The organism is Pseudoalteromonas sp. OFAV1 (assembly GCF_021532595.1).
Taxonomy (GTDB): Bacteria; Pseudomonadota; Gammaproteobacteria; order Enterobacterales; family Alteromonadaceae; genus Pseudoalteromonas; species Pseudoalteromonas lipolytica_C.
Map to the genome: position 1 here is coordinate 129,491 of NZ_JAKGBG010000004.1, position 21,854 is coordinate 151,344.

General features: G+C 39.9%; 19 protein-coding genes. 8 read left to right on the forward strand and 11 right to left on the reverse strand.

Annotated elements, in window-relative coordinates; genetic code table 11:
• Positions 1 to 13: 13 nt before the first annotated feature.
• Genes L1267_RS03810 through bioB form a run of 3 tightly spaced genes read right to left on the reverse strand, consistent with a single transcriptional unit; the run spans position 14 to position 2,983 of the window.
• On the reverse strand, positions 14 to 805 hold the full coding sequence (locus L1267_RS03810; protein ID WP_235382152.1) for a methyltransferase domain-containing protein: 792 nt from the start codon (positions 803 to 805) through the stop codon (positions 14 to 16).
• Complete coding sequence (locus tag L1267_RS03815) at positions 802 to 1,935, reverse strand: aminotransferase class I/II-fold pyridoxal phosphate-dependent enzyme (RefSeq protein WP_235382153.1); 1,134 nt, start codon at positions 1,933 to 1,935, stop codon at positions 802 to 804. Before L1267_RS03815 ends, L1267_RS03810 begins: the two co-directional genes overlap by 4 nt.
• Positions 1,936 to 1,942: 7 nt before the next feature.
• Entirely contained in the window at positions 1,943 to 2,983 is a 1,041-nt protein-coding gene (gene bioB / locus L1267_RS03820; RefSeq protein ID WP_135924446.1) for a biotin synthase BioB, read from the reverse strand.
• Between the two features lie 98 nt (positions 2,984 to 3,081).
• Between bioB and bioA the strand changes: the two genes are divergently transcribed.
• The gene (bioA, locus tag L1267_RS03825; RefSeq protein WP_235382154.1) at positions 3,082 to 4,374 is read left to right on the forward strand and encodes an adenosylmethionine--8-amino-7-oxononanoate transaminase; all 1,293 of its coding nucleotides are present in this window, start codon (positions 3,082 to 3,084) and stop codon (positions 4,372 to 4,374) included.
• A 178-nt stretch (positions 4,375 to 4,552) separates the two neighbouring features.
• Here the strand turns inward: bioA and L1267_RS03830 are convergent, their stop codons facing one another.
• A complete protein-coding gene (locus L1267_RS03830) occupies positions 4,553 to 4,987 on the reverse strand; it encodes an AAA family ATPase (protein WP_135924440.1) in 435 nt (144 codons plus the stop codon).
• A gap of 272 nt (positions 4,988 to 5,259) precedes the next feature.
• On the opposite strand from L1267_RS03830, the gene asnS reads away from it, so the two are divergent.
• Positions 5,260 to 6,657 carry an asparagine--tRNA ligase gene (gene asnS / locus L1267_RS03835; RefSeq protein WP_135924437.1) on the forward strand — a complete coding sequence of 466 codons (1,398 nt, stop codon included), beginning with the start codon at positions 5,260 to 5,262 and terminating at the stop codon, positions 6,655 to 6,657.
• 43 nt (positions 6,658 to 6,700) lie between these two features.
• Here asnS and L1267_RS03840 read toward each other — a convergent pair whose 3' ends face one another.
• The 3 genes from L1267_RS03840 to L1267_RS03850 all read right to left on the reverse strand — a co-directional run bounded on the left by L1267_RS03840 (position 6,701) and on the right by L1267_RS03850 (position 8,945).
• Positions 6,701 to 7,018, reverse strand: coding sequence for a DUF2845 domain-containing protein (locus L1267_RS03840; RefSeq protein WP_138556921.1), 318 nt, complete (start codon positions 7,016 to 7,018; stop codon positions 6,701 to 6,703).
• Between the two features lie 250 nt (positions 7,019 to 7,268).
• A complete protein-coding gene (locus L1267_RS03845; RefSeq protein ID WP_235382155.1) occupies positions 7,269 to 8,195 on the reverse strand; it encodes an electron transfer flavoprotein subunit alpha/FixB family protein in 927 nt (308 codons plus the stop codon).
• Positions 8,196 to 8,945, reverse strand: a complete 750-nt coding sequence (locus L1267_RS03850; RefSeq protein ID WP_119851781.1) for an electron transfer flavoprotein subunit beta/FixA family protein — start codon at positions 8,943 to 8,945, stop codon at positions 8,196 to 8,198.
• A gap of 193 nt (positions 8,946 to 9,138) precedes the next feature.
• Here L1267_RS03850 and L1267_RS03855 point away from each other — a divergent pair, with 193 nt between their 5' ends.
• From L1267_RS03855 to L1267_RS03880, 6 genes are all read left to right on the forward strand, one after another.
• Positions 9,139 to 10,785, forward strand: a complete 1,647-nt coding sequence (locus L1267_RS03855; protein WP_235382156.1) for an electron transfer flavoprotein-ubiquinone oxidoreductase — start codon at positions 9,139 to 9,141, stop codon at positions 10,783 to 10,785.
• A 148-nt stretch (positions 10,786 to 10,933) separates the two neighbouring features.
• Positions 10,934 to 11,398, forward strand: a complete 465-nt coding sequence (locus tag L1267_RS03860; RefSeq protein WP_054561436.1) for an acyl-CoA thioesterase — start codon at positions 10,934 to 10,936, stop codon at positions 11,396 to 11,398.
• Positions 11,399 to 11,628: 230 nt separating this feature from the next.
• Positions 11,629 to 12,201, forward strand: a complete 573-nt coding sequence (locus tag L1267_RS03865; protein WP_235382157.1) for an outer membrane beta-barrel protein — start codon at positions 11,629 to 11,631, stop codon at positions 12,199 to 12,201.
• Between the two features lie 98 nt (positions 12,202 to 12,299).
• Positions 12,300 to 13,004 carry a tRNA (N6-threonylcarbamoyladenosine(37)-N6)-methyltransferase TrmO gene (tsaA, locus tag L1267_RS03870; protein WP_199526530.1) on the forward strand — a complete coding sequence of 235 codons (705 nt, stop codon included), beginning with the start codon at positions 12,300 to 12,302 and terminating at the stop codon, positions 13,002 to 13,004.
• Between the two features lie 115 nt (positions 13,005 to 13,119).
• Positions 13,120 to 14,844 carry a proline--tRNA ligase gene (locus L1267_RS03875; protein ID WP_199526531.1) on the forward strand — a complete coding sequence of 575 codons (1,725 nt, stop codon included), beginning with the start codon at positions 13,120 to 13,122 and terminating at the stop codon, positions 14,842 to 14,844.
• 139 nt (positions 14,845 to 14,983) lie between these two features.
• On the forward strand, positions 14,984 to 15,817 hold the full coding sequence (locus L1267_RS03880; protein ID WP_135924420.1) for a UDP-2,3-diacylglucosamine diphosphatase: 834 nt from the start codon (positions 14,984 to 14,986) through the stop codon (positions 15,815 to 15,817).
• Here L1267_RS03880 and L1267_RS03885 read toward each other — a convergent pair.
• The 4 genes from L1267_RS03885 to L1267_RS03900 form a co-directional block, all read right to left on the reverse strand.
• Complete coding sequence (locus L1267_RS03885; RefSeq protein WP_235382158.1) at positions 15,814 to 18,855, reverse strand: ATP-binding protein; 3,042 nt, start codon at positions 18,853 to 18,855, stop codon at positions 15,814 to 15,816. The genes L1267_RS03880 and L1267_RS03885 overlap by 4 nt on opposite strands.
• A gap of 162 nt (positions 18,856 to 19,017) precedes the next feature.
• Positions 19,018 to 20,226, reverse strand: coding sequence for an ABC transporter permease subunit (locus L1267_RS03890; RefSeq protein ID WP_199526534.1), 1,209 nt, complete (start codon positions 20,224 to 20,226; stop codon positions 19,018 to 19,020).
• Positions 20,219 to 21,007 carry an ABC transporter ATP-binding protein gene (locus tag L1267_RS03895; protein ID WP_199526535.1) on the reverse strand — a complete coding sequence of 263 codons (789 nt, stop codon included), beginning with the start codon at positions 21,005 to 21,007 and terminating at the stop codon, positions 20,219 to 20,221. Before L1267_RS03895 ends, L1267_RS03890 begins: the two co-directional genes overlap by 8 nt.
• Complete coding sequence (locus tag L1267_RS03900) at positions 21,004 to 21,816, reverse strand: DUF3025 domain-containing protein (protein WP_235382159.1); 813 nt, start codon at positions 21,814 to 21,816, stop codon at positions 21,004 to 21,006. The genes L1267_RS03895 and L1267_RS03900 overlap by 4 nt, the downstream gene beginning before the upstream one ends.
• Positions 21,817 to 21,854 lie beyond the last annotated feature (38 nt).

Here is a 21,854-nt window from a genome sequence, read left to right on the forward strand (position 1 = left end):
TTTTGAGTTAATTCTATTTTTCTAGTTCTAAAAGGACAACTTGATAGCTCACTCTAGCATGCCCATCAACCAGAGGGTATGCCTTACAAACACTATTAAGTGCCTGCCTTGTTAATAACCCATGGCGCTTTTGCTTAGTTTGCAATGAGGTAGCACCAATCGCTTTTATCGAGCGCAGTGCTTCTAAGGGAGACTTATAGGCGTCTATATAACATCTATCGGCTGCAAAATTCAGTTTAAACCCCGCCAATTTTGCATACTCAATAATGTGACTAGCACAATGAAACTGATTAATATGGTTTTGCTCGTCTAAACAAGCAAAAGCCTGTTTGATCTCTTTGAGCGATCCATCTACCACGCAGCTTAAATAAAGCTTACCGCCCGCTTTTAATGCGGAAAAAAGATTTTTAAGTAGTGCCTCTAAATCAGCAGACCATTGCATTGCAAAATTACTAAACACACAATCAAGGGAGTTTTGCTGTAGCGGTAGGTTATCCATATCAGCACATACTTTTAAACAACGCGGGTTTTGCTCTGTGCTTAGCATGGAATGACTTAAATCCATTGCCAATACAGTATCAAAATGTGTTTTAAGCATTGCCGTGTTAACTAAAGGCCCAGCCCCTAGATCAAGGCAAGTACCCTGCTGATGTTTACTTGCCATCATTTTAAATAAGTGCGCAGCCGCTTGTTTTTGAACATTAGCATGGCTCGCGTAATTTGCAGCCGCTTTAGAGAACTTAGTTTGTGTTGTTAGCTTATTACTGTCCTGAAAGCTTAAAGGTACTTGCAGTTGAACACTCATAAACACTCCACTAGCGAATCAACCAGTTTTTTTATATCGTCAGCTTGATGCGCGCTACTTAGGGTTACCCTAAGTCGTGCCGTATTAAAAGGCACCGTGGGCGGTCTAATAGCGGTTAACCACACGCCTTTTTCTTTAAGCTTATTAGCAACGGCAAGCGTGTGTTCTGCATCGCCCAATACCAAAGGCTGAATAGCCGTTGTTGATTCCATTAATGCTAAGTTATGCTCTTTGGCAAGCGCTCTAAAGTAGGCAATATTATCTGTAAGCTGAGAGCGTCTCTTATCTGCTTTTAGTAACTTTTCGAGTCGTTCAAGAGTACAACTAGCCATCAGCGGAGACATTGCTGTTGAATAAATGTATTCACGATTAAACTGCAGCATGTAATCAATCATTTGCTTTGATGCAAGCAGGCAAGCACCACTACTTGCCAGTGCCTTGCCAAAGGTGATGATCAGTAAATCAGGCTTGATTGCCTCACAACTGCCTAAACCTTGCTCACCCAATACGCCAAAGCCATGGGCGTCGTCAATCATCAGCCAGGCATTGTATTGTTTAGCGAGTTTACAGAGTGCTTCAATGGGGGCTTGATCGCCATCCATCGAAAATACCCCCTCGCTTACTATGAGCTTATGCTTTGCCTTTGATTTTTGTAACCGAGATTCTAAATGCTTAAGGTCGTTATGATTAAACCGCACCATAGCAGCACAAGAATGAAGGCCGCCATCAATTAAGCTGGCATGATTAAGCTTATCTTGGAAGATTGCCGATGATTGCGCCACGCTTTTATCTTGAAACAACGCTTTTAATACACTGCTATTAGCACTAAATCCGCTATTAAATAACATGGCGCTTTCAAAGCCTAATAACTCGCATAAACGCTGTTCAAGCTGTTGCTGTGGTTTATTATAACCATTCACTAGCGCAGAACTGTGGCTACCTAGCTGCTGCGCTTGTATTTCAATAAAATCATCAGCAAAGCCAAGGTAGTCATTACTGGCAAAATTTAAATACTTTTTACCAGCAACTTCTATATAGCGCCCGCTTGCTTGCTCAACAAGCTGACGCTTTCTCAGTAATGCATCAGCTTCTCGCTTAAGAAGATGCTCGGCAATAAAATCAAAAGCCATTTAAATATTACGCTTCGTAAAATAGTTCTGATGTTGCTTTATCAGCAACTTTTGATGAAAGTGATGCCTCTACTGCTTCATCAGAATAATCTTCACGCCTTTCTGGGTTCATGCCTAATTTTTTAATCAGCATCATGTCAGCATCTGCTTCTGGGTTTTCTGTAGTCAGTAGTTTATCACCGTAGAAAATTGAATTAGCACCAGCAAAGAAACACATTGATTGCATTTGTTCATTCATCGCCGTGCGACCAGCAGATAAACGGACATAGCTTTTTGGCATCATAATACGTGCTACAGCAATGGTACGAATAAACTCAAAATGATCTAAATCTTCAACATCTTCAAGTGGCGTACCTTTTACCTTCACCAACATATTGATTGGCACACTTTCAGGCTGTTGCGGCAAATTAGCTAATTGCATTAATAAACCAAAACGATCAGCTGCCTGCTCGCCCATACCAACAATACCGCCTGAACACACTTTCATGCCAGCATCACGCACGTTATCTATGGTGTTTAATCGGTCTTGGTAAGTACGAGTAGTAATAATCTGTTGATAATATTCTGGTGATGTATCAAGGTTATGGTTGTAGTAATCAAGACCCGCGTCTTTTAATGCATGGGCTTTTTCATTATCAAGCATGCCAAGGGTCATACAGGTTTCAAGCCCTAACTCTTTGACTTCTTTTACCATTTTCTCGATATATGGCATGTCGCGATCTTTTGGATCAGACCAAGCGGCCCCCATACAAAAGCGCGTTGCACCCTTTTCTTTAGCTGCACGTGCTTGCTCTACCACTTTTTCAACTTCCATTAGGCGTTCACGCTCTAAATCCGTTTTATAATGACCAGACTGAGGACAATATTTACAGTCTTCTGGGCAAGCACCCGTTTTAATCGATAATAAAGTAGAAATTTGTACTTCATTTGGGTTGAAGTTTTCACGATGAACACTGGCCGCTTTGAATAATAAATCATTGAACGGCATTTCGAATAATGCTTTTACTTCTTGGTGGGTCCAATCGTGACGGACAACAGCGTGCTCCATAATAGTCTCTTTTCTTAAATTAATGGGACGGTATGATTGGCTAAGTCTACGAGTTGACGTAACATTGTCAACGAACAGGAGGCTACTAAAGTTTACATATGAACAAAAAACAATCTACCGATCTAAATTTTGACCGCGAACATATTTGGCACCCTTATACATCAATGACTAATCCTTTGCCTGTTTATCCGGTAAGTCATGCTCGTGCTAACCGCATTTTTTTAGAAACGGGTGAAGTATTAATTGACGGAATGGCATCTTGGTGGAGTGCTATTCATGGTTATTGCCATCCGGTTTTAAATGAAGCAATAGCCACACAACTAAACAAAATGAGCCATGTTATGTTCGGTGGCCTAACACATCAGCCCGCTGTTGAACTGTGTAAAAAGCTCGTTAGTATGACGCCACCCTCACTTGAAAAAGTGTTCTTAGCCGACAGCGGTTCTGTCAGTGTTGAAGTAGCAATAAAAATGGCTCTTCAATACTGGCTGAGTAAAGGACATACTGGTAAACAAAAACTAATGACGCCGCTTAAGGGCTATCATGGTGACACCTTTGCTGCTATGAGTGTCTGCGACCCTGTAAATTCAATGCACAGTATGTACTCTGGTTTTTTACCTGAGCATGTTTTTGTTCCTGCTCCAAGTGCTAAGTTTAACGGTGAGTTTAGTTCTACAGAGGCTGAAAACCTAGAAAACTACTTTGCAGCTCACCACCAACACGTTGCGGCATTTATAATTGAACCCATTGTGCAAAATGCTGGGGGTATGAATTTTTACCATCCCGATTACTTAAAACATCTACGCATACTTTGCGATAAGTATGATGTTTTACTTATTTGTGATGAAATCGCCACAGGCTTTGGCCGCACAGGTACCTTGTTTGCTGTTGAGCACGCCGACATAGAACCAGACATTTTGTGTATTGGTAAAGCATTAACGGGTGGCATGATGACACTTTCTGCAACCTTAACCACCAGCAAAGTTGCTATTGGTATTAGTGAAGGTGAAGCCGGAGTGCTTATGCATGGCCCTACTTTTATGGGTAATCCATTAGCATGCGCAACTGCCTGCGCCAGTATTGATTTACTGCTCGAACAACCTTGGCAAGAACAAATAGCACATATTAACCATGTACTCACAGAGCAGCTTGCTAAATGCAAACAACTTGATGACGTAGCAGATGTTCGTACCCTAGGTGCAATTGGTGTTGTAGAGCTAAAACGTAATGTTGATGTAGCAAAAATTCAACGCTTTTTTATAGAGCAAGGAGTGTGGATCCGTCCATTCGGTAAACTTATCTACCTAATGCCACCTTATATAAGTGATCTGCAATGCCTAACTAAGTTATGTGATGCTATATTCGCAGCTATTGATCAACAGGCGTATTAGGGCGTGTTGACCCTTTGTGATTAATTTTGCAGCAGTGTGTTTGGTATTTAGGCAAGGCAGAGCCTATGTAGTGTGGTTGTTCCACATAAATAGGCGATAACGCAGCATCAATGCCAAACACGCGCTAGTAAACAAGACATTAAAAAAGGAAGCCAATGCTTCCTTTCTTATTCATACTTTACCATTCAAACATATACGCCATTTTACTTATGGTTCGTAAAGGAACATTGTGTTCACAACGTTTAGCATAAAGATGCTGCAATGATTTATCTTTAATTTCACCAACAATCACTTCTTTTACTTGATAACCAAGGGCTGTAGCTGCTTGCGCGTAGGCGATAAACTCCCACTTTTTAATATTGGTGTTATCAACAATTACCAATGGGATTTCTTCTGCTAAAGCATTAATAAACCGCGCAAGGTTTAAGTTGTGATACTCAGGAAGCTTGTATTTATCAAATTGATACACACCTTCGCTGTTATAAAAATAATCATCTGTTGCGCAAACGACATACTCACTTTCGTTACCAGCAACTAACTCATCAGCTAGGCTTTGCGCATAATATGATTTACCCGAGCCGGGTAAGCCGCGAAGAATAAAAACTTGTTTCATAGCACCTGTAATACAATAAAAAATAAAAACTAAAGGACAGTTATCCTGTTGAGAATTGTTAATAATGCCACAAAATAACCAATTAGCGCAGTGAGAAATTAAATTATCACGAATTTTACGCAAAAAACCGCTGTTATTTTGTTCAATTGAAGAAAAACTAGTAAAGAGTATGTCTGAATAGTTTTTTTATTTGATTTACGAAGGTAAGATAGTCGATTCAAGTGCAATGCACAGCATTATTATATTAGGCAACTTATATCATTGGAGTGAAGATGAGCCATTTAGCGATTTCAGAGCTATTAGAAGGCAAGGTTGCGGTTGACAGCCAAGTAACAGTAAAAGGCTGGATCCGTACACGCCGCGATTCAAAAGCAGGAATTTCATTTTTAGCCGTTCATGACGGTTCGTGTTTTGATCCTATTCAAGCGGTAGTACCTAATTCACTCAATAATTATGATGAAGTAACACGTTTAACTGCTGGTTGTTCAGTATCTGTCACGGGTATTCTTGTGCCTTCAGCGGGTCAAGGTCAGTCTTTCGAAATTCAAGCTAACTCTGTTGAAGTATTAGGTTGGGTTGAGAATCCAGACACCTACCCTATGTCGGCTAAACGTCATAGCATTGAGTATTTACGTGAACACGCACACCTTCGCCCTCGTACTAACATTATGGGCGCGGTAACACGCGTACGTAACTGTTTAGCTCAAGCGATTCACCGTTTTTATCACGAGCAAGGTTTCTACTGGATCAGCACACCTATCATCACTGCAAGTGACTGTGAAGGCGCTGGTGAGATGTTCCGTGTATCAACTTTAGATATGGAAAACTTACCGCGTACAGATAAAGGTGAGATTGACTACAGTGAAGATTTCTTCGGTAAAGAAGCGTTCTTAACTGTATCTGGCCAGTTGAATGGTGAGACATACGCATCGGCAATGTCAAAAATCTATACTTTTGGCCCTACTTTCCGTGCTGAAAACTCAAATACATCTCGTCACTTAGCTGAGTTTTGGATGGTTGAACCTGAAGTTGCATTCGCAGATTTAGAAGACATCGCGAAACTTGCTGAAAACATGCTTAAATATGTTTTCAAAGCAGTATTAACTGAGCGTCGTGATGATATGGAATTCTTTGCACAACGTGTTGAGAAAACAGCTATCTCTCGTTTAGAAGAATTCGTGACTAAAGATTTCGCACAAGTTGATTACACTGATGCTATCGAAATTTTAAAAGCATGTGGTAAAAAGTTTGAGTTCCCTGTTGAATGGGGTGTGGATTTACAATCTGAGCACGAACGTTACCTTGCTGAAGAACACTTTAACGCGCCTGTAGTTATCAAAAACTACCCACGTGATATCAAAGCGTTCTACATGCGTCAAAACGAAGACGGCAAAACAGTGGCAGCGATGGACGTAGTTGCACCAGGTATTGGTGAAATCATCGGTGGTTCTCAACGTGAAGAACGACTAGATGTATTAGATAAGCGCTTAGAAGAAATGGGCTTAAACAAAGAAGACTACAGCTGGTACCGTGATCTACGTAAATACGGTACTGTACCTCACTCTGGTTTTGGTCTAGGTTTTGAGCGTTTAGTTGCTTATGTAACAGGTATGGGCAACGTTCGTGACGTTATCGCCTTCCCTCGTACTAAAGGCAGCGCGACATACTAATCAGTATCGCCTAGCAAATAAAAAGCCGCTCTCGAGCGGCTTTTTAGTTTTTCTTTTGTACAGATGTAATATCGACAACTCTATCTCCTTCAAAGGTGATAGATACTAAATACTCACCGCCAATTGAGCCTTTAAGCTTATAAGACCAAGTTTCTACCTTTTGACCTGGCTTTATATTACCGCCTGTATCAATACCTAAACTTTGCACGTCTTTGAGTAAGGGAGTGCCTAATTTATCTAAAACTTCGATTTTGCTCATATCTTTAAGTACAAGATCTCCATCAGATAACCTAAAACTGCTGCCAGCAAAGGCTAGTAAAGGACAGAATAAAAAACATAAAAATAAAAGGTTTTTGAACATGGTTCTTGCCTTAAAATAACATTGAAATGTGATTCTGGATTATGAAGTTATAGTTTAATTTTAGAATGTAAAATCCCTTTAGCCAATATCCGAAAGGTTAGATGAAGCAAGCATGAAAACTTCTAAACTATCGGTTTATTGAAAAACGGTTTATGTATAACGTCCTTTCCAGCTCGTGTTTTTAAATTATCATAAAAAAAGCTGCGCACCTAAAAGGTGAACAGCTTTTAACAACCAGAATCGTTATGAATTACAGAGCGCTTTCAAGCTCAGGTAACACATCAAATAAATCAGCAACTAAACCATAGTCAGCGACTTGGAAAATTGGCGCATCAGGGTCTTTGTTGATGGCAACAATCACTTTAGAGTCTTTCATACCCGCTAAGTGTTGAATCGCACCACTGATACCTACAGCAATATATAAGTCTGGGGCAACAATTTTACCGGTTTGACCAACCTGCATATCGTTTGGCACAAAACCCGCATCAACAGCAGCGCGTGAAGCACCAATTGCTGCGCCTAGTTTGTCAGCAATACCATTCAATAACGCAAAGTTTTCACCATTTTGCATACCACGACCACCAGAAATAACCACAGGTGCAGCAGTCAGCTCTGGGCGTTCTGATTCAGTTTGTTCTTCTGATACAAACTCACTCAAACCAACAGAGCCTTTACCTGTAACGCTTGTTACAGCTACCGGTGCTTGCTCTGATGCAATATCAAAGCTACTAGCACGAACAGTGATTACTTTTTTGCTATCCAGAGATTTAACTGTGGCAATCGCATTACCTGCATAAATAGGACGTTTAAATGTATCAGCATCAATCACATCGATGATTTCAGAGATTTGCGCAACATCTAAAAGTGCTGCAACACGTGGCATAAAGTTTTTACCCGTTGTTGTAGCGCTCGCGACAATGTGTGAATAGTTATCTGCTAAAGATAAAACCAGATCCGCTAGGTTTTCAGCAAGCTGATGTGCGTAAGCGGCATCATCAGCAATCAGGACGCTGCTAACACCTGCAATAGATGCTGCTTGCTCACTCATTGCAGATAAGTTTTCGCCTGCAAGTAGTAAATCTACATCAAAACCTAGTTTTACAGCAGCAGTAATCGTTTTATTGGTTTCAGGCTTTAGAACACCTTTGTCGTGTTCAGCTATCACTAATGTTTTCATTTAGATCACCTTCGCTTCTGTTTTTAACTTTTCTACCAATGTCGCAACATCTTCAACGATAATGCCACCACTGCGTTTTTCTGGCTCGTTTACTTCAACCAGCTGCACGCGAGGCGTAAGGTCTACACCTAAGCTATCAGCAGCAATTACATCAAGTGGTTTACGTTTTGCCTTCATAATATTTGGCAATGAAGCGTAACGTGGTTCATTTAAACGTAAATCTGTCGTTACGATAGCAGGTAGTTTAAGAGCGACTGTTTGTAAACCACCGTCCACTTCACGCGTAACATTAACTGTACCCGCTTGTACATCTACTTTAGATGCAAAGGTACCTTGGCCACGACCTGTTAAAGCAGCAAGCATTTGACCGGTTTGATTGTTGTCAGAGTCAATCGATTGCTTACCTAAAATAACTAGCTCAGGTGATTCTTGCTCTACAATCTTGCTCAGTAATTTAGCAACATGTAAAGACTCGAGCTTTTCTTCTGTTTCAATATGAATGGCTTTATCGGCACCGAGTGCTAAGGCCGTACGTAATTGCTCTTGAGATGATTTATTACCAATAGTCACAGCAACAACCTCAGTGGCCGTCCCTGCTTCTTTTAAACGAATAGCTTCTTCAATTGCAATTTCACAAAACGGGTTCATCGCCATTTTTACATTAGCTAGATCAACATCCGTTTTATCGGCTTTAACGCGTGCTTTGACGTTGTAGTCAATTACTCTTTTAATTGGAACGAGGACTTTCATCGTGACTCCATCAATTGTATGTTCTCAAAGTTGACCTTCGCGTCAACTTATTTATTTTATGAATTCAGACTACTTCCTGTTGACGTAAACGTCAACCTAAAATAACCTTAAAGTATTCACAGCCTGTAACGTTTCATTTGCAAGTATGAAATAAGGTTCTTTACAGCAGGTCCGTCACCGAGAAGAGGTTTATATGGTCGAACGCGAAACCATGGAATTTGATGTAGTCATCGTAGGCGCAGGCCCAGCAGGTTTATCAACTGCGATTAGATTGGCTCAACAAGCACAAGAAAAACAACAAGAATTAATGATCTGTGTGGTAGAAAAAGGCTCTGAGGTGGGCGCGCACATTTTATCTGGTGCCGTTTTTGAAACCAAAGCACTCGATGAATTACTACCCGATTGGCAGTCATTAGGCGCTCCGGTTACTACAAAAGTAACGCAAGATGATATTTACTGGTTTAATAACAGTGAAAAAGCCACCAGCATCCCCCACTTTGCGAGCCCTAAAACATTCCATAACGAGGGCAATTACATTGTTTCTATGGGTAATGTATGTCGCTTTTTAGCTGAACAAGCTGAAAACTTAGGGGTAGAAATATTCCCAGGCTTTAGTGCGCATTCTTTAATCATTGAAGACGAGACAGTAAAAGGCATTATCACTGGCGATATGGGCCTTGATAAAGACGGCAACGAAAAAGACGGTTATATGCCGGGTATGGAGCTTAGAGCAAAATACACAGTATTTGCTGAAGGCTGCAGGGGTCATTTAGGTAAAGAGTTAATCAAACACTTTGCCCTTGATAAAGATGCGTCACCACAGCATTACGGTTTAGGGTTCAAAGAAATATGGCAAATCGACCCGAGTAAACATAAAGAAGGCACCGTTGTACATGGCACAGGCTGGCCATTAACCGGCGATACCAGTGGTGGTGCGTTTATGTATCACAGCGACAACAACCAAGTGGTCGTAGGCTTAATTGTTGACCTTAACTACTCAAACCCACATTTAAGCCCGTTTGATGAATTCCAACGTATGAAGCATCACCCTGTCTTTAAATCTGTATTAGAAGGCGGTGAGCGTATAGCCTATGGTGCAAGAGCCATTGCCAAAGGTGGCCTGCGCTCATTACCAAAAATGCACTTCCCGGGTGGTTTACTTGTTGGTTGTGATGCCGGCACATTAAACTTTGCGAAGATCAAAGGTAACCATACAGCAATGAAATCAGGCATGGTCGCTGCTGATGTGATTGTAGCAGCCCTTAGCGACGGAAAAGAAAATACCGATTTAGCAGAATATAAAACGGCCTTTGAACAAAGCTGGGCGTATAAAGAGCTCTATCAATCGCGTAACTTTGGCCCTGTTATGCACAAATTGGGTAAGTTCTTAGGGGGTGCTTATAACACTCTAGACCAAAACCTATTTGGTGGCAGCTTACCGTTTAACTTTGAAGATAACATGCCAGATCATGCCACCTTAGTTACTGCTGTTCAGGCCGAAAAAATCGACTACCCAAAAGCAGATGGCAAACTAAGCTTCGATAAACTTTCATCGGTGTTTTTATCAAATACCAATCATGAAGAATCGCAACCATGCCATTTAAAGCTAAAAGATAACTCGATTCCAATTACAGTGAATTTGGTGCAATTTGATGAACCAGCGCAACGCTACTGCCCTGCTGGCGTATACGAAATACAAGAAGTCGAAGGTGAAAAACAGTTTGTGATTAATTCGCAAAACTGTGTGCACTGTAAAACCTGTGACATAAAAGACCCAAGTCAAAACATTACTTGGGTAACACCTGAGGGAGCTGGCGGACCAAACTACCCAAATATGTAATAACTAACGTTACTCATTTAATTAAAATTCATCCTAAATTGCAGGGGCTTCGGCCCCTTTTTTAGGCTATGCTTAAGGTCTGTTTACCTTTACAGATTAAGACGTTAAAGGTGAACTGATATTAGTCGTGATTAAAAGTGAGTAAAATATGCCGTCTTCAAGTGTAACCTTTCGTTTTTTAGCTGAACCTACCGATGTAAATTTTGGCGGTAAGGTTCATGGTGGTGTGGTAATGAAGTGGATTGACCAAGCAGGATACGCCTGTGCTGCAGGTTGGAGTGGTCATTACTGCGTTACTGTTTCAGTAGCGGGTGTAAAGTTTCAGCGCCCTATTTTGGTTGGCCAAATTGTCGAAGTGAAAGCCAGTATTGCTCACACAGGTAAAACCAGCATGCAAATCTTTATTCAAGTCCGCTGCGGTGACCCAAAAACACAAAACCTAGTTGAAACCAATCATTGTGTTATTAGTTTTATTGCGATGGATGAAGCAGGTTACCCAATCGAAGTACCTTCTTATACCGCTGTGACTGACGAAGAAAAGAAAATTGAAAACTATGCGATAAAAATGAAAGAGATCGCAATAGAAACAGAAACCCTTTTGCAAAAAGCGTAAAACAACACTGATTTAAAAACTGCACCTAGTAACTTCTACAGAGCACCCTGAAATTGTTACGACTGCCAAACTGAACGCCTGTTTACAGTTTCAACAACCTGGTCATAAAATCGCTTAATAAGGCCTAAAAACAATACTTTAGGCTTTATTTTTGCGTTGGCATTGCCATTGCAATACTCCTAGTGAATGACGCGAAACATTCGTTTTTTATTTTTTAAAGGAGCTATTAAATGATTAAAGCAATTTCAATGTCTGCACTTTCTTTAGCACTACTAGGTTTTAACAATGCTGCATATGCAGATATTACCGAAATGGATTCTCCGCGTATTTATACCGGTATCGGCTACGGTCAATATTCTTTTGAGTTTGAAGACAGCGAAAATGACACTGACTTCGATGATGATTCACAAATGCTAAAAGGATATATTGGTACGCAATTTAATAAATACCTAAGCCTTGAACTTGCATACCAAAACTTTGATGAAGTAAGCGATATCGATTCTAAAGCTGAAATTGACGGTGTTTCACTGGCTGCACGGTTAGCAGCGCCGATTACAGAAAGTTTTTCTGTCTATGCCAAAGGTGGCTGGCTAGAATGGGATGCTGAAATTGAGCAAGACTTAGGTGAACTTGGCAGTATTAGTGCCGACACTGATGGTGGTGATGTATTTTATGGTGCAGGTATTGAGTATGCTTTCACTACGAATATGCAAGTACGTTTAGAATATGAGCGCTATGAATTAGAAGATGATATCGACCCAGATATGGATGTTGCCTCAGTATCATTCCAATACATGTTCTAATTTAAACCTATTGGTCTAATTATTAAAAGGCAGTCTCGACTGCCTTTTTTTGCATTTGCATGTAAAATGTCGGCAGATTATCTTAACGACAATGCACAATGAGCGAATACCAATTAACTGCCGTCGGCCACATTCAATCTCCTTACAAACAAAAATTTGCTATACCGCGCCAACCTCGTTTGGTTCCTGAAGCGAAAGCAAAGCTGGTATTCAGCAGCGATTTTAACCGCGAAGAGTTTGTTCGCGGCCTCGATGAATTCAGCCATATTTGGTTATTATTCAGATTTCACGAAACCGCTGATAAAGGCTACTCAGCAATGGTAAGACCCCCGCGTCTTGGCGGTAATGAGCGTAAAGGTGTATTTGCAACACGCGCAACTTTTCGCCCAAACGCAATTGGCATGAGTGCTGTAAAACTGGAGGGCATCGAATATAAAAATGGTCAATTAAGCTTATTACTGTCAGGTATCGATTTGCTCGATGGCACACCAATATTAGATATTAAGCCTTATTTACCTTACTCAGATGCGATGACTGATGCCACAGCAGGCTTTGCCGATACCCGACCAGAAACCGATATGAGTGTCGAATTTAGCGATGAAGCCCTAGCCTTTATCGAAAAACAAACTGAACAACCTGAATTAAAAGCGTTTATAAGCAATGTATTAAAGCAAGATCCTCGCCCGGCATACAAAAAGCAACGTGATTCAGAGCAAAGCTACGGCATGACCTTATATGACTTTAATATTCGTTGGCATGTTAAAGATAACCACAATACAGTGATCAGCATTGAAAAATGCTAGCTTTTTTTACACATAGCGCTTTAGTGTCAGTGATTCCACTGGTAAACTGAGCGCCTTGTTACTACTCAAACGTATTGAGTAAACGATAATAATTTTAACACTACTTGGAATAGAGATGCGTACCAGTCAATATATACTCGCAACACTTAAAGAAACTCCGTCTGATGCAGAAATTGTTTCTCATCAATTAATGCTACGAGCAGGCATGATCCGCCGCGTTGCGTCGGGTTTGTATACATGGTTGCCCTCTGGTTTACGCGTACTTAAAAAAGTAGAAAACATTGTACGTGAAGAAATGGATAAAGCTGGCGCTATCGAAATGTTAATGCCAATTATCCAACCTGCTGATCTTTGGGAAGAGTCTGGTCGTTGGGAGCAATTTGGTCCTGAATTACTGCGTATTAATGACCGCCACAACCGCCCATTTGCTCTTGGTCCAACTCACGAAGAAGTGATCACTGATTTTGTGCGTAAAGAAGTAAGCTCTTATAAGCAATTACCACTTACTTTATATCAAGTGCAAACCAAAGTACGTGACGAAGTTCGCCCTCGTTTTGGTGTAATGCGTGCTCGTGAATTCACCATGAAAGATGCTTACTCTTTCCACTTAAGTGATGAGTGTTTAGAAAAAACATATCAAGTAATGCACAAAGCATACTGCAACATCTTTGAGCGTCTTGGTCTTGATTACCGCCCTGTTATCGCTGATACAGGTTCTATTGGTGGTAGCGTATCGCACGAGTTCCACGTACTTGCAGAATCTGGTGAAGATGCAATTGCCTTTAGTGATGCAAGTGATTACGCTGCAAACATCGAAAAAGCAGAAGCATTAGCACCGACTGAAGAGCGTCCAGCAGCAAGCAAAGAGTTAAAAGTGTTCCCAACGCCTGATGCAAAAACCATCGCTGAGCTTAAAGAACATTACGGTGTTAAACCTCATCGCGGCGTGAAGACATTAATCGTATATGGTGCGCCAGATGAAAACGAACAACGTGGTTTAGTTGCGCTTGTTTTACGTGGCGACCATGAATTAAACGAATTAAAAGCTGAAAAACACCCACTTGTGGACTCACCACTTGAAATGGCGAAAGAAGAAGACATCGTTGCAGCTATTGGTGCAAAGCCGGGTTCATTAGGCCCTGTAGGCCTAACGATGCCAATTATTGTTGACCGCTCTGCAAATGTACTTGCTGACTTTGTTGCGGGTGCAAACAAAGACGGCGAACACTACAGCGGTATTAACTGGGATCGTGATGTAGAAAACTACGAAGTTGCTGATATTCGTAACATCGTGGAAGGCGATCCAAGCCCATGTGGTCAAGGCTCACTGCAAATCAAACGTGGTATTGAAGTAGGTCATATCTTCCAGCTAGGTACTAAGTACTCAGAAGCTATGAAAGCTGGCGTACTGAGTGAATCTGGCAAAAACCAAATTATGACCATGGGTTGTTATGGTATTGGTGTTTCACGTATCGTAGCTGCGGCTATTGAGCAAAACAACGACCAATACGGTATTAAATGGCCACAGCCAATCGCACCGTTTGATTTAGCGATTGTACCTATGAACATGCATAAGTCTCACCGTATCCCTGATATCGCTGAAAACCTTTATAAAGGATTAAAAGAAGCGGGTTTAGACGTGTTGTTTGATGACCGTAAAGAGCGCCCTGGTGTGATGTTCAACGATATGGAACTTCTAGGTGTACCTTTCACACTCGTTATTGGCGAGCGTAACCTAGACGAAAACAAGGTTGAACTTAAAAACCGTCGTACCGGTGAAAAGTTAATGCTTGATTTAGATACTGCAGTTGCAGAAATTGCATCTTTAATTAAAGGCTAATTAGCTAGCTATTAATAAACAAAAAACCGCTTCGGCGGTTTTTTTGTTTTATTAATTGTCATAGATGTTTCGCTAAAGCGTCTTTTTACTGTCATTGATTCTGCCTAGCATTTACTTTATTACACCATGAGTAAATGCCATGAATAACACCACTTGCAGTAGTAAAACCCACTATCCTGCCGTTTGGATCTCCGACGTTCACTTAGGTTACAAAGACTGCCAAGCGCAGTACTTACTCGACTTTTTAAATGCCATTGAATGCGACGTACTGTATTTGGTTGGTGATATTGTTGACTTATGGTCAATGAAACGACAATTTTTCTGGCATCCAAGTCACTACGATGTGTTAGCGCTTATTCAACAAAAAGCGAAAGAAGGCACCAGAGTTATTTATATACCCGGTAATCATGACGAAACCTTTCGCCATTATGCCAATGAGTCGTTGTTCGGTATCGAAGTACACAAACAATATATACACACCACTAAGGCCAACAAACGGTTTTTGCTTTTGCACGGTGATGATTTTGACTCAGCAACCCGATACAACAAATTAATCAGTATTGCAGGCGATGCTGGCTACGACTTGTTATTATTTCTAAATCGTTGGACTAATCGTATTCGCCGTTTATTTGGTGGTAATTATTGGTCTTTAGCGTCTTGGATAAAAGCTAGAGTACATAAAGCGCGTGAAGCGATCGATGCATTTGAAAAAGCAGCCATCCATGAAGCAAAAAAACAAGCTGTCGATGGCATCATTTGCGGGCATATTCATCACCCTGCCGTTAAAGTAGTTGATGGTATTTTGTATTGTAATGATGGCGACTGGATAGAAAGTTGCACTGCATTAGTTGAAAACAGTTCAGGTCGTATTGAATTACTACACTGGAGTGAAACACAAAAAGTGATTCACTCTGCAGACATTAGTAAACTGACACCTAATCACGGACTTAATAATAGCCAAGATGCAGCCTAGTTTTTAAGCCACATTGCTAATTTTTTACGTAATGTGGCTTGTTTTATAGGCTTGGTAATGTAGTCGTTCATACCAACACTTAAACACTTTTCTCTATCGCCTGCCATAGCGCTTGCCGTCATGGCTATTATGACAACATCTTGGTATTGCTGTCCTGCTTTTCCCTGACGGATCGCTTTTGTACAGTCATAACCATTGAGATTGGGCATCTGACAATCCATTAAAATTAAATCAAATTCTGATTTGTTATTTTTCAACACATCGAGAGCGTCCAGTCCATCACTAGCAGACTCAATATGTATATGGCTATCTCGTAATATTGCTTTACTGACTTCTATATTAATTAAGTTGTCATCCACGATTAAAATTGACCGGTTTGATAAATCTAACTCTATACGCTCTTTTTCATCGTGGTTTTTACGTTCAATAAGATGATCTGAATCTTTATAAAGTAATGCTAATCGGTAAACTAACTCATCTTTAGTCACGGGTTTAGCAATGAAGATAATATTATCTGGCAATTGTTGTCGTTTAGACATGGAGGATAAAATCCCCAAAACCATTAAATATTTATCATTATTATGTTTTGCATAGCTGATAACGCTATCAATTTCTGCATGTTTGTGATCAATAATGATTAAGTCAAAGCTAGTAAGTTCATTGCTACTAAAAGACATTATTTTTTGTAAACTTTTATAAGTCGGAAAACATATACTTTGCAGCTTTTTCTCAATATTCTGCGCTAAAACTTCATAACTTACTGCTAAGCCAATTCTTTTTTCGGCCAATAATGCCATTGGTTTATTTAATGGCTTTTCTTGCTGCACAATTTCAACTGAAATTGTCGCTGTAAAACAACTGCCTGCATCTTTTTGACTTTTAACAACTATATCTCCACCCATCATCTGCGCGAGGCGCCGACTGATCGATAATCCAAGTCCACTTCCACCATAATGCCGTGTTGTGCTTGAATCTTCTTGGGTAAATACTTCAAATAGCTTGCTTTGATTTTGCTCTGATATACCAATTCCTGTATCAATTACTGCAAACGTCAATTGTACAGTGTGTTCATCAATATGTTGTTCAGCCACCGATAAAAGCACATGACCTTTGTGCGTAAATTTAAACGCATTGCTTAATAAGTTATTTAATATCTGTTTTAAACGATGACTATCACCTATTACAGTTCGATGTTTTACATCACAAGTATCCAGTAACACTTCGAGGCCCTTTTTATGCCCCTGCATTGCCATTGAGGTGATTAAATCACTACATACCGCCACAACATCAAACTCATGAAAATCTAAATCTAACTTTCCTGCTTCAATCTTAGAAAAATCTAAAATATCGTTTATTAAAGTCATCAACGAGTTGGCACTTGCATTTGCATAATGTAAATACTGTAACTGTTGCTTTGTTAGGGGTTGCTCTTCAAGCATTTCTAGCATCCCCAATACCCCATTCATAGGGGTGCGAATTTCATGGGAGATATTAGCGACAAATTCACTTTTAGCTTTACTGGCTGCCAAAGCTTGCTCGGTTGCAGACTCAAGCTCAGCGGTACGTTTTTTAACTTCTTCTTCTAAAGTGTCATTTAACTTTTCAAGCTGATGCTGCGCGTTTTTTAGCGTATCAATATTCCTAGCAATTGCTGCTAACTGAGTTTGTTGATTCGCTGCGTCATATATCGTCGCGAGAGTAATAGAAAAATAATGCGTTTTATTTTGATCAATATGAATAGCCTCAAATGAACAAGGCTTATCTGATTTTATAGCATGTTTGACACCTAAAAAATCTTCATCGTTAAAATTGAATAGCTGCTCAAATTCAGTTTTGTTTTGCTCAATGCCAAAGAAAGTTTTTGCTGTTTTATTTGCATAGCAAATGATCCCATTAGGCATAATCATGAAAATTGAATCTGAAGAACTTTCGATAATCTTGCTGTTTTTTTCTTTCAAAAAATTTAATTCTAGCTTTCTGTTAATGTTGCGCTGATAGATAATAAATACAGCTATAACGCATATAAGTGCTAAACAGATTAGAAAGATAAATTTGTTTCGCTTTTGCTCTAATTTTTTTAATAAGTTATCTGTATCAACTGACACCGCAATCGTTAATGGTGCCATTTTTATACCGTTTTTAAATTCCACAGTTTGCTTTAAGTAAAGTTGCTTATGTAAATAAAAAGCATCAAAAAAATCGACTGTGTTTATGTTTTGATTTGCAGAAAAATCCTTAGACCATGATTTATCGCTCCCTAACTCAAAACTAAACCGGTATGTTTCATCTGGGTGATACAAATATTGCTGGTTAGCATTAAGCAAGTACACATTAAACTGCTTATCAGTATCAGCTGTAAGCTCACGTAAAAGATTGTCTGCAAAGTAGTTTATGATCAGTACCGCAAATGGGCTTCCATTGGCATCTTGAACCAGTTTAGAAACCCTGTAACTAGTCACATAGGGTCGCTGAATTTGGCCGTTTTCTCGGTTGTAATTAATTGGCGAAATATATACAAAGCCATTTGCTAATTGTGAGGTGATGGTCATGTATTCTCTGTTGCCTTTATGTTGTAGCTTATCCTCTGCCACACGAATAACTTGACCATCTATATTATCGACTCTTACAACTTCTTTACCGTTATCTGCAATGTAAATATACCTTGCTTGGGCTATATTCTTATCTGTAGTCATAAAACCACTGAAAATTTTTGCTAACCTGTCTTTCCATGCTGAAATAGGTGTTCCAAGTACAGGATCTATTTGTTGCTCATTAGTGGCGCGCATAATGGCCATGATAGGTGGGGTTGCATCTAGAAAGTTAAGTGCAGAAATATTTTCTCTAAATACAGAGCGTAAAGCAGCTTCTTTATCAGTCAGTTCTCTTTGCATCTTTATTTGAGTACGTTCAAATAATTGTTCACGCAGCGAGTATTCGTATTGTACTGTGATTAAGCCTGCCGCGATTACTAACACAAACAAGGTAATAATGGGGATTTTATGGCGACTAAAAATACGTCCCGGCTGTACATAGTCCATTTAATCAATTGCCTATTATGCGAGTCTTCCTTCAGTATAGGTCAAAATCATAATAATAAAGATTGATCGTAAATAAAAAACAAAACCACTAAGACGTATTTTTACTTTCACACAGACAAAAAAAGCACCGCTGCGGTGCTCTTTTATTAGCCAGAATTTTGACTAGCGGAACAGTACATCCTCTTTATTAAACCATTTAACACAAAACGCGAGTAATGCACCTGCCACAATGACTGTCGCTAAGAAAATTAACCCCACTAATGTGTAATCAACTGTGCCTTTAATGATTTCTTTTATTGCCAACGCAACGTTTGTCACTGGAATAAAAGCGGTTTTGCTCGTCAGTTCAACATTCGGCATTAAAGCAACCATAATTGGAAAAATGACACCCATGCTTAGTGGTGCCATGTAGTTTTGTGCTTCTTTAAAGGTTCGCGCATAAATAGAAATAGCCAGCGCTAATGATGAGAAGATTGCAGCTATAGGCAATAACAACACAAAAATCAGCCCTAAATCTAATACCGTTAAAGAGCTAAATGCGTTTTTAACAACAGCTAAATCAACAAACGCAATTGCAACCGCGATCCATATTCCCATACTCAATACAGTAATTGTCGTTGTTGCAATCGATGACGCTAATAAAGTAATAAACTTACCAAGTACCAATTGAGTGCGTGTTATTGGTGTTAGTAGCAGAGTTTCTAACGTTCCACGTTCTTTTTCACCAGCACCTAAATCAATCGCAGGATACGTTGCGCCCATCAATACCAGAGGAATAAGTAGATAAGGAATAAACCCACCTATTTTCTCACCCAGATTTTCACGTTTATCTGCGGTATCAACCTTTACAACTTTGATAGGCTCGATAATGGCAGCTTGTTGCTGCTCAGATACGCCAAAGCTTAACAGTTTTGTCGTGCGCAGTTTATCACCATACTCTTTTGCAAGCTCTTTAACGCGGTCAAACAAAAAGTTTATTGCCTTAGCGTCGTTATATACAACTTGCCATTCGCTTTGCTTGGCATCATCTAGTGTTTGCTTTGCGTCTGACGGTAAATAGATACCCATATCGATGGTGCCTGCTTTTACCGCATTAGTGAGGTCTTCTACGCTATTAAAGGTTTCGTCGCCTTTATATAAAGTAAAGCTTTTGTGGTAAAACACCTTATCTGTAAACTCTTGCGCGTAGTTACCATTAATAATTGCGTAGGTGTGCACTTCTTGCTCGGCCTCAAGTGCCGCTTGCGAGCTAATAAATGCCATAACAGCAAATAACAGTGGGAATATAGCAACCGGAAGAGCAACGACGAATATCAAGGTTTTACGGTCACGTAGCAGCTCTTTTAATTCCTTTTTAAATACTTCAAACATCACGGCTCTCCGTTAAAATATTCATAAACGCTTGGTTTAGCTCTTCGCTTTTACCCGTTTGTTTAAACTCATCTAAGGTGCCATCAAAACAGCTAATACCTTGATTAATTACCGCAACCCGATCGCAAAGTAACGCTACTTCATCTAAGTGGTGAGTTGAGAAAATAACCGGTGTACCCTGCTCTTTAAGGCGACGAATAAAGTTAATAACAGTTTGCGTAGTCATAATGTCTAAGCCAGTCGTTGGCTCATCAAGAATAACCACGTCAGGGTGATGAACAACAGCGCGAGCAATATTAGCTTTTTGTTTCATACCCGTTGAAAGGTTTTCGGCGCGTTTATCAATAAAGTTGTGCATATCAAGCAAGGTGAATAGCTCATCACAACGAGCAGCGACCGCTTTTTTACTCATGCCATGTAAACGGGCAAAATATTCTATGTTTTCTTTAACCGTCAAACGTCCGTATAAGCCAGTACTGCCAGACAGAAATCCAATTGATTTACGGCCAACTAATGGCTTTTTAACAATATCGTGCCCAGAGATAGTAATACTACCTTCATCTGGTTTTAAAGCTGTTGAAATCATTCTTAAAGTGGTCGTTTTGCCAGCACCATTTGGACCTAACAACCCTAACACTTCGCCCTTATTACATTGAAAGCTAACGTCTCTTACAGAATGAAAAAACTCTTTATCTTCACGGGGATCTATATTGTCCGTTTTATTTTTTTTATGATCTTTCGTTAGCTTAAACTTTTTCTTAAGCCCTGCGACTTCAATCATGTGCGTTTCCTTCGTTTCGGTCTAAAGTAATCGGTATTACTATAAAAATCTGGATTTTCATTGTCAGTCCACCAACCCGGCACACCTAACAATGGCAGCGGCGATAAATTTTTATTGTCCCGCAAGCAATCATCATTTTTTATCATCTCATAAAGACGTTGATCTAGATACGCATATTGCTCGCTTAAATCTTTACAAAATATGTCATCAGGAACAACAACAAACAAAGCCTTACCTGTTAGGCCTATATAAGGCTGAGTGAGCATTTCGTAATTAGCGTGACCAAACATATATGGCCTAATACTTTTCCCCCATTGTTGTCGCTGCTCAACAAACGCCTCTTGCCATTGGTGGTCGCGTAACAGCTGTTGCCAACTTTGTTCTGTAATTGCAAGCACGACACCACATTCATCAAATAAAGTCAGTGCGTTTCTATGTTTGCTCCGCTCTTTTAGACCGTGTAGTTTAATTTCTTCTATATGTTGATGATTGATCAGCGCTTTGGTTTTTGGGAATAAACACCAAATAAATCCGCCAAAAAGGTCGTGCCAATTTTTTTGTCTTGTTGGTACTTGCCCAGTTTCAAAGATAATTTGTTCGTAATAGCGAGTTTCGTCAGCAAATTTTTCATCTTCAACAAAACTAATAGCGGTGCCTTGTGATGTTTGTGCATTCAGATACTGACTAAACCAGTGACATGAAGGCCAATCTGATAGCTTATCTATATTAAATAGTGTTGCTAAATCAGCAAAGGCACCGGTTGTTAAGTATTGTGTAGACCACTGCTCGGGTGCGGTAAATCGTTTCATTGCGTAATATATTAACTTCTTGATGTATTGTGACTAGT

Coding starts and splice junctions, on each gene's coding strand:
- L1267_RS03810 (WP_235382152.1), bottom strand. CDS start 805: ATGAGTGTTCAACTGCAAGTACCTTTAAGCTTTCAGGACAGTAATAAG.
- L1267_RS03815 (WP_235382153.1), bottom strand. CDS start 1,935: ATGGCTTTTGATTTTATTGCCGAGCATCTTCTTAAGCGAGAAGCTGAT.
- bioB (WP_135924446.1), bottom strand. CDS start 2,983: ATGGAGCACGCTGTTGTCCGTCACGATTGGACCCACCAAGAAGTAAAA.
- bioA (WP_235382154.1), top strand. CDS start 3,082: ATGAACAAAAAACAATCTACCGATCTAAATTTTGACCGCGAACATATT.
- L1267_RS03830 (WP_135924440.1), bottom strand. CDS start 4,987: ATGAAACAAGTTTTTATTCTTCGCGGCTTACCCGGCTCGGGTAAATCA.
- asnS (WP_135924437.1), top strand. CDS start 5,260: ATGAGCCATTTAGCGATTTCAGAGCTATTAGAAGGCAAGGTTGCGGTT.
- L1267_RS03840 (WP_138556921.1), bottom strand. CDS start 7,018: ATGTTCAAAAACCTTTTATTTTTATGTTTTTTATTCTGTCCTTTACTA.
- L1267_RS03845 (WP_235382155.1), bottom strand. CDS start 8,195: ATGAAAACATTAGTGATAGCTGAACACGACAAAGGTGTTCTAAAGCCT.
- L1267_RS03850 (WP_119851781.1), bottom strand. CDS start 8,945: ATGAAAGTCCTCGTTCCAATTAAAAGAGTAATTGACTACAACGTCAAA.
- L1267_RS03855 (WP_235382156.1), top strand. CDS start 9,139: ATGGTCGAACGCGAAACCATGGAATTTGATGTAGTCATCGTAGGCGCA.
- L1267_RS03860 (WP_054561436.1), top strand. CDS start 10,934: ATGCCGTCTTCAAGTGTAACCTTTCGTTTTTTAGCTGAACCTACCGAT.
- L1267_RS03865 (WP_235382157.1), top strand. CDS start 11,629: ATGATTAAAGCAATTTCAATGTCTGCACTTTCTTTAGCACTACTAGGT.
- tsaA (WP_199526530.1), top strand. CDS start 12,300: ATGAGCGAATACCAATTAACTGCCGTCGGCCACATTCAATCTCCTTAC.
- L1267_RS03875 (WP_199526531.1), top strand. CDS start 13,120: ATGCGTACCAGTCAATATATACTCGCAACACTTAAAGAAACTCCGTCT.
- L1267_RS03880 (WP_135924420.1), top strand. CDS start 14,984: ATGAATAACACCACTTGCAGTAGTAAAACCCACTATCCTGCCGTTTGG.
- L1267_RS03885 (WP_235382158.1), bottom strand. CDS start 18,855: ATGGACTATGTACAGCCGGGACGTATTTTTAGTCGCCATAAAATCCCC.
- L1267_RS03890 (WP_199526534.1), bottom strand. CDS start 20,226: ATGTTTGAAGTATTTAAAAAGGAATTAAAAGAGCTGCTACGTGACCGT.
- L1267_RS03895 (WP_199526535.1), bottom strand. CDS start 21,007: ATGATTGAAGTCGCAGGGCTTAAGAAAAAGTTTAAGCTAACGAAAGAT.
- L1267_RS03900 (WP_235382159.1), bottom strand. CDS start 21,816: ATGAAACGATTTACCGCACCCGAGCAGTGGTCTACACAATACTTAACA.